This is a genomic window from Shewanella abyssi, from assembly GCF_023284025.1.
In the GTDB taxonomy this organism is placed as follows: domain Bacteria; phylum Pseudomonadota; class Gammaproteobacteria; order Enterobacterales; family Shewanellaceae; genus Shewanella; species Shewanella abyssi.
The window spans coordinates 11841-25840 of record NZ_JAKIKR010000046.1; the positions used below are offsets into that span (position 1 = coordinate 11841).

Annotated in this window: 10 protein-coding genes; 1 reads left to right on the forward strand and 9 read right to left on the reverse strand. The window is 42.9% G+C overall.

Translation table 11 applies throughout. The features are described 5' to 3' along the window. Nucleotides 1-52 precede the first annotated feature (52 nt). From gorA to L2755_RS16980, 3 genes are all read right to left on the reverse strand, one after another. Nucleotides 53-1408: a glutathione-disulfide reductase gene (gene gorA / locus L2755_RS16970; protein WP_248981863.1), complete on the reverse strand. Its 1356-nt coding sequence runs from the start codon at nt 1406-1408 to the stop codon at nt 53-55. A 339-nt stretch (nt 1409-1747) separates the two neighbouring features. Beyond that, nucleotides 1748-2215 (reverse strand): hypothetical protein, encoded by a 468-nt coding sequence (locus tag L2755_RS16975; protein ID WP_248981864.1) that lies wholly within the window; start codon nt 2213-2215, stop codon nt 1748-1750. A gap of 104 nt (nt 2216-2319) precedes the next feature. Further along, on the reverse strand, nt 2320-3105 hold the full coding sequence (locus L2755_RS16980; protein WP_248981865.1) for a hypothetical protein: 786 nt from the start codon (nt 3103-3105) through the stop codon (nt 2320-2322). Nucleotides 3106-3378: 273 nt separating this feature from the next. On the opposite strand from L2755_RS16980, the gene prlC reads away from it, so the two are divergent. After that, a complete protein-coding gene (gene prlC, locus L2755_RS16985; RefSeq protein ID WP_248981866.1) occupies nt 3379-5418 on the forward strand; it encodes an oligopeptidase A in 2040 nt (679 codons plus the stop codon). Nucleotides 5419-5719: 301 nt separating this feature from the next. Here the strand turns inward: prlC and L2755_RS16990 are convergent, their stop codons facing one another. The 6 genes from L2755_RS16990 to L2755_RS17015 all read right to left on the reverse strand — a co-directional run bounded on the left by L2755_RS16990 (nt 5720) and on the right by L2755_RS17015 (nt 13833). Continuing rightward, nucleotides 5720-7474 carry a flavocytochrome c gene (locus tag L2755_RS16990; protein WP_346348099.1) on the reverse strand — a complete coding sequence of 585 codons (1755 nt, stop codon included), beginning with the start codon at nt 7472-7474 and terminating at the stop codon, nt 5720-5722. A gap of 29 nt (nt 7475-7503) precedes the next feature. Continuing rightward, nucleotides 7504-8250, reverse strand: a complete 747-nt coding sequence (locus tag L2755_RS16995; RefSeq protein WP_248981867.1) for an outer membrane protein OmpK — start codon at nt 8248-8250, stop codon at nt 7504-7506. 566 nt (nt 8251-8816) lie between these two features. After that, the gene (locus tag L2755_RS17000) at nt 8817-9167 is read right to left on the reverse strand and encodes a cytochrome c3 family protein (protein WP_346348100.1); all 351 of its coding nucleotides are present in this window, start codon (nt 9165-9167) and stop codon (nt 8817-8819) included. Continuing rightward, nucleotides 9167-10672, reverse strand: coding sequence for a flavocytochrome c (locus L2755_RS17005; RefSeq protein ID WP_248981868.1), 1506 nt, complete (start codon nt 10670-10672; stop codon nt 9167-9169). Before L2755_RS17005 ends, L2755_RS17000 begins: the two co-directional genes overlap by 1 nt. Before the next feature lie 164 nt (nt 10673-10836). Further along, nucleotides 10837-12507, reverse strand: coding sequence for an HAL/PAL/TAL family ammonia-lyase (locus tag L2755_RS17010; protein WP_248981869.1), 1671 nt, complete (start codon nt 12505-12507; stop codon nt 10837-10839). 237 nt (nt 12508-12744) lie between these two features. Then, on the reverse strand, nt 12745-13833 hold the full coding sequence (locus L2755_RS17015; RefSeq protein ID WP_248981885.1) for a hypothetical protein: 1089 nt from the start codon (nt 13831-13833) through the stop codon (nt 12745-12747). Between the last annotated feature and the right edge of the window lie 167 nt (nt 13834-14000).

Genomic DNA, 14000 nt, shown 5'->3' on the forward strand with positions numbered 1-14000 from the left:
CAGATCTAGCCGTTATTTCCTAAGATCGAAACGCAGATGACTAGTGTCTAGACTAGCGTAGGGTAACGAACTCTTCCGCACCAGTAGGGTGAATAGCCACTACTGAATCAAAGTCTGCTTTAGTGGCGCCCATCTTCATCGCCACGCCAAAGCCTTGTAAAATTTCATCCATGCCATAGCCAATGCCGTGGATACCGACCACTTTTTGGTTGTCGCCAGCGCAGACAAGCTTCATCTTACACGCTTGACGGTGCGCAGTAACAGCGGTGTACATAGAGGTAAAACCTGAAGTGTACACGGTGACATTGTCTTCACCATATTTAGCATTAGCTTCAGGCTCAGAAAGCCCCATAGTGCCGATAGCGGGGTGGCTAAAGACCACGGTTGGAATGCAATCATAATCCATTCTAGCGTCGCTCATACCGTTAAATAGACGCTCTGATAACAGGCGACCCGCCTTAACTGCGACGGGTGTTAGCTCAACACCACCGGCCATGATGTCGCCGACACAGTAAATACCCTTATCGGTAGTGTTCTGTTGATCATCGGTGATCACGTAGCCTTTTGCATCAAGCTCAACTTTGGTGTTTTCAAGACCGATGCTACCCGTTGATGGGTGACGACCAATGGCCCAAATTAGGCAATCAACCTCATAGCTCTCGCCATTTTCAATTGTTAAGGTCAGGCTGCCGTCAGTATTTTTGATGACCGATTCAGGAGTGCTTTGAGTGTGCAATGTTGGACCGTCAGTCGCCATAGACTCCATTAATGCTTCGCTTAGCATTGGGTCAAAGCTTCTCAGCGGTGCATGCTTACGGACAAACAGGTGAGTTTCACTGCCTAAAGAGTGCAGCACGCCCGCCAATTCAACCGCGATATAACCGGCGCCAATAACCGCAACGCGTTTTGGTTGTGCTTTTAGGGCGAAGAAGCCGTCAGAGTCGATGCCATACTCTGCACCTGGAATGTTAGGGATGGTCGGCGCGCCACCAGTGGCGATAAGAATATTGTCGGCAGTGTACTGCTCGCCATCAACTTCAATGGTGCGGTTGTCGACAAAGCGACCATAGCCACGGACTAGTGTCACGCCATTGCTTTCTAGGCCTCGGTCGTAAGAGCCATGAATACGGTCAATATAAGCTTCACGGCTGGCCACAAGTGTGCTCCAGTCGAAATTATTGACGGTGACATCAAAACCATAATCTTTAGCATACAGATGCATGGCTTCAGCGACTTGAGCGCCGTACCACATCACTTTCTTAGGTACGCAACCTACATTTACGCAGGTTCCTCCAAGCGCTTTTGCTTCAATAAGTAACACTTTTGCACCACGCATGGCTGCTCTGTTAGCCGATGCAATTCCGCCGCTACCAGCGCCAAGACAGATATAATCAAAATGTTGAGCCATGTGTATCTCCAAAAAAAGTGACTTACTGACAAAAGCAAAATAGGGCTGAGGCTTTTGTTTCTATGGATAGGGCTAAGACGCACTTCGATTCAAAAAGACGAAAGTTTGTCTAAGCTCTATTCGTTGCTGTATCGATATGCAGCCATTGTAGATTGAAATAATTTTTTGAACCAGATCAAATATTTCATCGAGGATCTTTGATCGTACCCTATTATATTGGGACGAGTGAGTACAATTTCAATGTGTCCTAGCAAGCTGAGATCCATGTGATGCAGTCTATTGAGTAACTGAAGTCTATTATTTATAAAGATTAGTTTCTTGCAATGATGTGAATATTCACTAGCGCCTATATTGGCAGCTATGGTGATCACTTTGATCTGGCCCTTCCATGCCACACTTCAAGCATTCCCATTCAGCTTGCCTAACATTAAGTTCTTGCTGGTGGTGCGTGTTGCGATGATTCACGCCAAGTTTTAAATTTTTTTCTAATAAATTCATTCGGCTATTGAGCCAACGACAACCAGCGTTGTTCGCGACAGTTTTTCGGTTAGCGAGCTGTTGTTTGCGGCTGATTTTTTTGGTTTTAGCTTTTGGTTTCGATGGTAATGGTTTGTGGACTCGGGTTGTCTTGCTAGGCTTAATCGGTGTGTAGCTCAGTGCTGTTTTGGACTGTGTGGGAATCGTGAGTGGCTGACCTTTATCATCTAACACCACGCCTAAAGGTAGTGGTGCCGAGTCATTGGCAAGGCAGCAAGGGCTGATAAGTATTAGCGCACAGAAGGTGCGTAGATAGGGAGTGAGTAACATTCCTTGTCCTCTGAGTTAGACACCATTTGCAATCCGTTGCCAATGGTCATCAATATTCGATTTTATTAGGTCATTAAAAACAAACTATAGCCTAACTTGGGACCTTAGAAGCTCCAACTTAGGTGAATGCCGGCATAAGTTTCGTCGAAACTGCCTTTGGTATTGTTATTTCGCGCCTCAAGTTTGATATCTTCTTGAGCGATGCTACGGCTAACATGACCTGATAACACCCAATGATTAGGCATCTCATATTCTGCTTCAACACCAAATTGAAAGTGGTTGGCTCCATCATGTTCTTCAGTGACATATTGAAAATCAAAACCTTGGGTTATGTACGGCGAAACAGTGAAACTTTCAGCCAAGTCCCAATTGCTGTGTATGCTTACCTCGACAAAATAGCCCGCAGCTTCAGTGGAATAGGTATAGCTAACGGAAGGCACTAACCAATCTACTGCTGCATACTCTAGTACGCCAAATAGTTCGTTGTCAAAGCTACGCTCATCACCGTAAAATTCTAACCGCTGATAACCGACACTACCAGCAAGATTGTCAGTTAAGTTAAAGCCATACTCTATGCCAAAATTCCACTCGGTGTAATCTTGACTATCCCCGCGACCGACAGTTGCATATAGGCTTAAGCTCTCAGTTTGTACCGCTGCAGTAGCCCAATAAATACCACCTTTGTCGAGATTGTCGCGCCCCTCTGATATGTAGTTTGAGTCCCAGCCGAGATCAAACAGTGCTTGCACTTGGCCACTATCATCCGACGGAAGCTTCTCAATAATACGAGTACTATGGGAGTCGTCAACATTAGGCGCTTCACCGGCGAATACAAAAGATGACCCGATCAACAAAGGGATTGTAATGGCTAATTGCTTGGCTTTTCTCATAGCAAACTCTATATGTAGGCGAAAGTAAAAAACCCGCCTATAATAGTTCTAATACACTGAATGTAAATGATAATTGGTCGCATTTGCGAAGTGCTTTGCAATACGAGTATCGAGCAATATTGATACTTGTGGAACATGACTTTCATCAAAGTAAATAGCTTTTCTAACTGCTAGGAAATGACCAAAGTGCAAATTTTATGGTTATTTCATTGAATATTGCCTACTTAACCCCTATCTCTTTACCTATCAACATAGAATGTTAAGGACTCAACCATGAGCAACCCCTTGCTAAATAGCACTAAACTACCGCCTTTTTCTAGTATCAAAGCAGAACATATTCAACCCGCTATTGAACAAGGTATCGCTAACTGCCGAGCGCAAATCGAACAGGTACTCAAGAATGAAGCTAGTTATACTTGGGATAACCTGATTGCTCCGCTTGATGACGTCGATGACGAACTAGGCAAGGTATGGTCGCCGATTTCGCACATGAATTCAGTGGTTAGTAATGATGCATGGCGAGCAGCACACGACGCATGCCTGCCATTACTGTCGGAGTACGGCACGTTTGTCGGCCAACATCAGGGGCTTTATCAAGCCTATAAGTCGCTGGCAGCTTCTGCAGAATTTAACACTTACTCTCAAGCGCAAAAGAAAATGCTTGAGAACAGCCTGCGTGATTTTGAGCTATCAGGTATTGGTCTTAGTGATCGCGATAAGCTGCGTTATGGTGAACTGGTTAAGCGTATGTCAGAACTGACCAGCAGCTTCTCTAATCAACTATTAGACGCGACTCAAGCATGGAGCAAGCTAATTACTGATGAATCAGAGCTCAAGGGACTGCCTGAATCTGCAGTGGCTGCAGCCGCTGCGATGGCTGATGCTAAAGAGTTGAAGGGATGGTTGTTTACCTTAGATTTCCCCTCTTACCTGCCGGTAATGACCTATAGCGAAAATCGCGAACTGCGTGAAGAGTGCTACCGTGCCTTTGTCACTCGAGCATCTGATCAAGGCCCTAACGCGGGTGAGTTCGATAATGGGCCGCTAATGGATGAGATTTTATCACTGCGCCATGAACTGGCAAATCTATTAGGTTTCGATAGCTATGCTGATAAGTCTCTGGCAACTAAAATGGCCGAAACCCCAGCTCAAGTGCTGGAGTTCTTAACTGAACTTGCAACGCGCTCTAAAACTCAGGGCGAAACTGAGCTTAAAGAGCTTAAATATTTTGCGGCCAGCGAATATAGCGCTACAGATCTCGCGGCTTGGGATCTGAGCTTTTACGCTGAAAAATTAAAGCATCATCGATACGAAATTTCACAAGAGTTACTGCGTCCGTATTTTCCTGAAGACAAAGTATTGTCAGGCTTGTTTTATACCGTGTCACGCTTATTTGGTCTTAAGGTTGAGGAGCAAAAAGAGTTTGATAGCTGGCATAAAGACGTGCGCTTCTTCCATATCAGCGACAGCAACGGCGAACACCGTGGCAGTTTCTACTTAGATCTATACGCCCGAGAAGGTAAGCGTGGCGGTGCATGGATGGACGATTGTCGTGCTCGTCGTGCAACTTCTACTGGCTTACAAGATCCAGTGGCTTACCTAACGTGTAATTTCAATGCCCCTGTCGCCGGTAAGCCAGCATTGTTTACCCATGATGAAGTCACAACGCTATTCCATGAGTTTGGCCATGGTATTCATCATATGCTGACTAAGATTGATGTTGGCGGCGTATCAGGGATCAGCGGAGTGCCTTGGGATGCCGTTGAACTACCTAGTCAGTTTATGGAAAACTGGTGCTATGAGGAGGAAGCACTGGCTGAGATCTCAGGTCACTTCGAAACTGGCGAACCGCTGCCTAAAGTCATGCTAGACAAAATGCTTGCGGCGAAAAACTTCCAGTCAGGCATGATCATGCTACGTCAGCTTGAATTTTCACTGTTTGATTTTAAGATGCACCTGGAATATGACCCTGCAATAGGGGCAAAAATTCAAGACAAACTTAACCAAGTACGTGACTTGGTTGCGGTAGTGCAAGCGCCCGAGTTTAACCGCTTTCAACATGGTTTCGCGCATATCTTCGCCGGCGGTTACGCCGCAGGTTACTACAGCTACAAATGGGCTGAAGTGCTGTCGGCCGATGCGTTCTCGATGTTTGAAGAGCTGGGGATCTTTAATGCTGAAACCGGTAAACGCTTCCTAGAGAATATTCTTGAGATGGGCGGCAGTGAAGAGCCTATGGAGCTATTTAAGCGCTTCCGTGGCCGAGAGCCAAAAACTGATGCGCTGTTAAGGCATTGTGGCATAAATGGCTAGGTGATGTGATAAAGGCGCCTCGTGCGCCTTTAATGCGATATCGGCCTTATTGCCTAAATACAGCCAGTATTACAGTATGCTGATCAATCCATAATAATCAGTAGTGGTAGGGGAATACTGCATAGCAGCAATACTAGAGCACTTAGGCTAACGATGGTGCGTAATGATTTATCAAACTCCATGATTACCTACTGTTCTCGTAAATGTTCTTTCGTGAGCGATCTCGTTTAGATAACTTCCATTTAAAAAGATGCCGTTCATCTCAGTGAACGGCATCTTATCTTTAAGCAAATACTATCGATTATTGTGCTGCCGCTTCTTTACCTGCAATACGGCCAAACACAGTAATATCGGTAATGGCATTGCCACCTAAGCGGTTAGAACCATGAGTCATACCAGTAACTTCACCTGCAGCAAACAAGCCTGCTATAACTTTACCTTGGGTGTCCAGTACACGAGTGTGAGTATCAGTGACCAAGCCACCCATAGTGTGATGAACTGATGGCTTAGCAACCAGCATATAGAAAGGAGGCTTCATAATAGTCTTGAGTCCACCACGATGATTAAACTCTTTATCATCACCCGCTGTTGCAAACTGATTAACACGCCCAACCTGAGCCATCAGTGCATTTTCATCGATACCAAACTTGCCCGCAAGCTCTTCGATTGAATCAGCCTTAAACATCATGCCCTTACGGTTTAGCTCACCAAACTCATCTTTATGGACACCGACAACACCAGCAATATCCTCAATCTCGCCGCCCCATAGAACATAAGCTTGCTGCTCAGTCTGGGCTAAGATGGCACGACTGATCACGTCGCGACGCTCCAGCTCTTCAACAAATCGGTTACCCTCTCTGTTGACTACGATTGCGCCAAAGAAACGTGAATCGGCGATCAAAGAGATCACCCCAGTATCGATATGACAGATAGGGTAGGTCTGAATCGACTCCATGTTATGCGTGCCAGCATTAAGCTTCTCAGCCATCACGATACCGTCACCCATAATTCCGCGAGCATTGGTGGTGCCATAACGGTTATCCAGCTCTGGTACATATTTGGTACGCATTTCAACGTTTGCACCAAAGCCGCCAGTAGCCATGATCACGCCACGCTTGGCGTAATAGCTGATCACCTGGCCATTCTTTTCAGCTTCAACACCGATGACACGTCCGCTGTGATCTTTAATCAGCGCAGTGGCTGTAGTACGGGTGTGGATCGGGATCTGCAGCTCATCGGTTTTAGCCATAAACTTGCTGATCCATTCGGCGCCCGTATGGTTACGAGGGATCAAGGCACGCTTAACGCTGTGACCACCGAATTGAAACAGTTGATCTTGGTAGAAGTCGACCTTGATATAGTCTCTAAGCCATTGTGCTGCAGGAAGAGCTTGCTCGGCCAGGATCTGTACCATCTCAGGGCTGCCCAGGTAGTCGCCCCCTTTAAGGGTATCTTTAACAAACAGTTCGATACTGTCTTCGATGCCCATCTTCTTCTGTACCCAGTTACCCGGCACATTCATCTGGCCACCAGTGATCAAGCTGTTACCACCAACCGTTGGCATCTTTTCAATAATCACCACATTAGCACCGGCATTTTTTGCCGTTATCGCCGCACTGAAGCCCGCGCCACCTGAACCAATAATCACTACATCAAAGTTCTGTTCACTATCAATCAGCAGTGGTGGCTTATCATCACTCTTGGCCAAGCCTGCGATCAAGGTGACACCTGCGGCAGACAAAGAGCTTTCAACTGCTTCTTTAAATGCACTACTTGTGACTGTCGCGCCACTGATCCCATCAACCTGGGTACTGTTATTGGCAATCATCGCATCTTTCATTTCGGTAAATACCGATGCGGCCAGTACCTTATTTTCGTTCTGCTTAAGAATATTGATATCAACCAACTGACCATTTTTAGTCTCGGTCTGAACCTGAATTTCGCCATGCTTACCGAATGCAGAACCTTCAGTCTTAGTTAACTGATCGCTCTCTTTTACTGAGCAGCCCATAACCAATGCCACGATGGCACTGGCGAGTATTGTTTTTTTAATCACTGTGTTATTCCTATTTGGTCACTCTGATACTAGAAGGTAAAGCCAACCGCTACGCCATATTCGATGCCATCATTAGGGGTTGCGCCCCAACTGTCGAAATGGGTCATATGTAATTTGGTATAGAAAGACTCGGTCACACTTGTTTTCAACGTCGTGATGATCTGATGACCATAGCTGGCGTAACCTAAAGTACTCATATGCTCCTCATCACGATCAAATTGCCCTTCATAGTTGACTGATAAAGAGTGTTTAAGCCCCAAGGCAGCGAAAGGGTATCGAGCATTAATAACCGCGGCATAGCCACTGATCCCGTCGAAGCTTGCCCCTGTTGGTGCTAAGCTTGCCGCGGTGTAGTTCACACCCACGCCAGCATTAAGAAAGAGACCGTCATACTTACGATTGGTTGTTACACCCAAATATAGGTTGTCCTCCATCACAGTACGGTTGGAGACCAAGAAGTTTTGCATCCAATAATTATATTTAGAATCAGAGATCTGCTTATCGACAATAATTATAGATTTAACTGTTAATTTGCCATCCTTATCATTCTGGGCATCTTTTATCTCTCCAGGGTTTTCTAATTTAATATAAGCAAGCAGCGTTCCCCAATCTGCTTTATTGAAATGGGTTAACTTAACAAAAAGTTGATCGTAAGCGCCACCATTGTCATCCTTAGTCTCTGAGGTATAAGCTTTATAACCAATATCAACTGAGGTTGCAGACATCGCAAGTGCGACTAGAAAAATAGAGAGTGCAGTGAAAACTTGCTTCTTCATATAACAATTCCTTAATCATATTATTTGTGAGCAGTATCTCCATCAGGGCAACCATCTAAACTTATCAAATCAGCTGCTGATACATAAGACATGGATATAAAACCGAATCCTAATGCAATAGGTAGCGAAGTTAACTTAACTTTTGTTATCATCGTTTTCAATTCCTAATAAATATATTTATTGAGAGATTCTAAAAGCGCCATTTATACAGATGGCTAATAATGCCCCCCCTATTAACAGAGCCATCCTGAGTCTTGATTTATGAAGAAATAGAATATACAAAGCAATAGCGTTGGTCACTCCTACCTTGAAAATAAAACTGAAATATGAAATTAAAATATATTACACTTCAAGTGAGGTACGAACACGAATATTAAAAACTTAACTAATAATTATGAAATTATATTCACAATTGATTTTAATAAAAAGGTTAATGATGAATAAAGGGGCTTTGTTGCATAAATAAGAACAATTAGTGCAACAAAGCTCCACGAAGCGCGACTTCAGTCGAAGATTTCAAAATGCCAGTGAGTACTAAAACTCACTAGCATTAACTCAAATTAAATTTACTTGAGATTTTTGAACTCAACTATATGACATCTAGAACAAACTTCTTTAGATGGGCTATGCTCTGAATGACATACAGTGCATTCGAGGAGATCCTCATAATGGTGAGACGCGTGCGGGTTTTTATCAAACCGATTTGGTTCTGTTGGAATGTCACTCATTCCACCATGGCAATCTTTGCATGCTGTATCACTTGGTCGTTGAAACTTCCCCTTCGTTGTGTGACATGTTTTGCATGTCATATCACTGCCCATAGCCTCAATGTGATGAGGCTTTATGCTGTTAGTGGCAGCAAAAAGATGACTAGAAAACAACAGCGCAGCAATGGCTGCCATAATACCTAATTTCATTATGCATTCGCCTTATATTTAGCAGCTGTACGTCCTGCAATTTGTCCAAATACCATACAGTCCACGGAAGAACAGCCACCAAGACGATCCATTCCATGAGTACCAGCTGCAACTTCACCACCAGCAAATAAACCCTTGATTGGCTCACATGTATCGGCACTGATTACTTCGGCGTTTTTATTTATAGCGATTCCTCCCATACAGTAATGCAACTTAGGCGATAATCTCATTGAATAATATGGTGCTTTTAGTTCGGTTCTTTTATCAATAGTCTTACCGAATGGATCTGGCATATTTCCTTTTAGAACTTCATTCCAATCTGCAATTGATTGAGTTAACTTGTTGACATCCATGCCATAAAGTTCAGCTAGTTCAGCTACGGAATTCGTTTTTTGTACACTTCCATCACGGAATGCTGCATCAAACCCTTCCGCACGAAATGCAGTATCTTCAGAACTAAAAGTAATAGGATAATTAGGCTTTTCTTTAGTCCCTTTTTCCATAACAAGCATCTCAGCCTCAGAGCGAGTGCGACGGGATGAATGCTCATCTACAAACCGCTGTCCAGTCATCGGATCAACAGCAATACTTTCGTTAAAGGCATAACCTGCAAAGAAAGAGGCCGGGCCTCCACCAATTTCATCAGGACAACCCCACGGACCTAACTGATACATATCGAAATTTAGTGGCAGTGAACCAACGGCTAATAATGACTTAATCATTTCAGATGTTGCTCCAGGATGTGCGGTCCGTTCAAGATCTGAATACATGGGCATTGTTGTACTAATAAACTTCTTATCCTGGGTCCAACCACCAGTAGCTACAACAATCCCATGACGTGATTTATAAGTAGACTCACGTTTAAATTTCTTAGTATCAAAATCGTAATCTTCTTGCACCGCGACACCTGAAATACTCAGGTCACTTTCTTGTATTAGATTAGATACCTTCGTTCTGTTTTGAAATTTAACACCATGAGCTAATAAGTATTTATGCATTGGGACTACAAGCCCCCCACCAGAAGCATTTTTCGGAATATGTGAACGTGCAGCACTATGACCTCCAGACCTTATGAGCTTATCTTTGAACTGAGCACCACAATCTATCAGCATGTCATAAACAGTATACGCCTGAGAAGCCATTATATAAGCTAACTCAGGATTGTTGAAATTTCTCCCAGCCTTTAACATATCCTTAACCAGTAATTCAGGAGAGTCCTTTATACCAAGTTTCTTCTGAAGCTTCGAATTTGGCATACCGGCCAGGCCGCCGCTAATTACAGAGTTACCGCCCCACACCTTCATTTTTTCCAGCACTAATATATTTTTCAGACCTGCCTTATAAGCTGAATAAGCCGCAGCGACACCTGTGAAACCACTGCCAACGATAATTAGATCATATTCGCGATCCCATTTATGCTCTGGTTCTTTTGACGATACAGAAAATGGCAATGTCATTGCCGCAGTTGCACCCATTGTTTTAGTTAAAAACTCTCTTCTTTTCATGTAAAACCCTTTAAGCATAATCGATAGCCGGATAACAAATAAACAACCTTTATTTGATATCAGTTAACAGTTTTATTCGTTAATTACATCTTGTATAAAAATAAGAACCACTAATATATAAAACTTAATGGCCCCTTATAGTGACTATTTATTTTTGATAAAGATTACTTGTAATTAATTAAAAATTTAGTAGACACCTTTACATCAGGAGTGAAAATTCGGTCTTTACCGTAATAAGGTAATACTTTTCTCAATGATTTAAGCATTTTTTCATTGTTGCTTGATAGCGTGCGATGTTGGATTTTCTTGCGCTGTTCGAGCGCCTGTGCGTCCTGCATCAACTCAAAACCGTATATGACAGCCAACTTATCAACCACGAGATTCAAGTTCTGACCCACCTGAAAAAAGTTACTGAAATGGTCTTCAATCCCACCCTGGTTGGTTATACCGTAAAAAGATACCGGATTTGCTGCATGTGCAATTTCTGCATAAAGCGCGGTAAAGCCGTTTTGTAAGGTATAAAATGCCATACTATTAGCATGGTCCGGATCAACCAGCGCACGCGGTAAGCCGGTAAAGTAAGGGTTGATTATTCTTATCTGTCTGTTACTGGAGTACTTTGCAAGCTGTCCCATCGCATTGATGAACCCTTCAGCTTGAGAGGCTAACTGGGTGGTATCGAAGTTTGCCGATGAGTTAATGGCCCCCGATAAATCACCTGATGTAAAATACTGTGAGACTTGTGGATATTGGTTGTATTTGCTTGGCTTCGCATCAACATAAACAGTGGGGTTATCATCAGAGCTGTTCACTTGAATATCAATCAAGGTCTTAATTTGTTCATACTGATATCTTGCGTGGGCAACACCCCAATGCGAACCACGATAAGAAAGAGAATCCTGTAAAGGTCTGTCTTCATCGCGTTCAAACAGATAACCACCTTCTAGATTTTTCAAAATATCACTGGCGACATCCTGAACATGTGGCATTGGACGAGCACCGACAGTGTGCGGCAGGATAGGACTGATATTACCATTGATAGCTTCTAAGCCAAATGCAAGTAACTTAGGCGAGAAATCAATCAGTTGTTTCGCTTTATTTACACCAACAACAAGCTGAGCCGTAGCCAAAGCATTGTTAGACAAAAGAGATAAACCATCTTTTCCAAATGGAACCAATGGTTTGAGACCTTCAGCCTTCATAGCTTTTAATGCTGGTACTCTTTGACCTTTATAAAAAACATCCCAGTCACCCATCATCGCTGCACCAATGTGAGAAGCCAACATGATATCACTTAAACCAATAGAGCCATCCTCAGGCACAACCGGGATAATATCGTGATTAATAAAATCTTCATATGCTTTAGCGACTGCTGGCGAAACGCCTACATGTCCATTGGCAATCTGGTTAAGCCTAATCACCATTGACATCTTAACGATTTCTGGGTCAATAGGGTCACCGCTCGCGGCAGCTGATGTATACAACATGTCACGGTTAAATGCTTCAGATATTTTTTTAGCTTCTGATGTTAGGCGGCCTGACTTGTTAAAAACAGGTGTATCTTTGTTTTTACCCACACCGACTGTTAACCCATAAACTGGTGTACCTTTTTTAGCTGCATCAATCAAAAAATCAAAACTATCATCAATTCGTTTCTGAGCTGATTTTGTTAAAGAAACCTTTGCTCCCTTCACTTTTGATTTTGACAATGATTCCATTGTCAATGACTGACCGTCTAAACTTATCAAATCAGCTGCTGATACATAAGACATGGGTATAAAGCCGAATCCTAATGCAATAACCAGCGGAGTTAACTTAACATTTTTTATCATCATTTTTAATTCCTATTAAATATATTTATCGAGATATTCTAAAAGCGCCATTTATACAAACCCAGAAACTTACTTTTGCTTGATACTATCAACGTAACTAAATTCATACATTTTATAAAACCATTATTACTTCAATCTTTATTCAATCTTTATTCAACTTTTATAATAAAATAAAAGTTAATATTGAATTAAGTAACATATAACACATAATACTATCTATAACTGAGAGGGTTAATGATATTAGAAGTAGTAGCCGAAATTTATATTTATCCGTTTGTCCCAGCCATCACCAGCTTCAGGAAGACCAATGTGATCATCCATCTCTGTCGAAAATGTCATATTCTGGCCCATGACAAGATCAACCATGGTGTAAGTTGGACCGGCAGCAATAGCCATACCAGTCACATTCTGGAGACTATTATCGAAGCTTTCATCATTGGTATCCGGCGTCATATAACCAAAGTCATTATAAACTTTAACGCTGCCCCATGAAGTCGCGAAGGTTTTGGCCAGGTTGGCATTATAAACCTGCGCTTTAGCGGCTATCTCATACTGCCAACCAACTACAGAGATACCAATTTTATTGGAATCAACGTCAGCCTGATTCTTTGCATCATATTCATACTCCATAGCCTGAAGCTGTAGATTCCACCCTTGGTAGCTTGAGTCCAGATGGAGTGCCACAGCATAGCGATCGCCCGTATCATGAGTCATTGAGTTGTAAATCTGTCCAACTTCAACAGAACCACCCATCGTCATAGTCAAATCCCCTTGCGACAGAGTATATGTTTGGCGATAATTCAACTGATTGGTCTCTTCATTGGCGTACTGAGTACCGTTTATGCTGCCACTGTAAAGGTCTGCAGCGTAACGATTAACCTCACTTGGCCCATACTCAGGATTCTTATAAAATGCGAAATCTGAATGCCACTGACCATTATCGAAAGTTGCTTTTACACCCACATCATAGTCATCTTCCAAGCCTAAATAGTAAGGAATACCTTCCCAAAAACTATTTGAAATAAATTCACGATTACCGAAAGGAACTTTATTGATACCAAACTGTAGCTCCCACTCAGGCGCAAGACTGTAATATAAATAGCCCTTCTGGATAAAGTCTCCATAAGAGGTGAATCGATATTCCGATGCTAGCCCCCAGTCACCATGCTTGCCATCAAATGTTAGTGCCAGCATGTCAAAAGTTAAATCCCCCCCTTTATCTTTTGACGCCTCATCATAAAATTTAAGCCCATAGTTGACACGTACAGCTCCACCGATATTGATTCCATCCTCTGCGAAAGCCTGGCTTCCGTATAAAGGTGTCAACATAGCAGCAACTAACACTGCCGACTTTGTTACATTGAACAATCTCATCTTCATCTCACCATTTTATTTTGAATTTTTAATTAAATATTTTTATTCAGCTCGAAGTAAAAACGTAGCCTCTAACTAGTAAATATAATAGTGAGTTATTCAACATACTTTGTGAGCAGTAC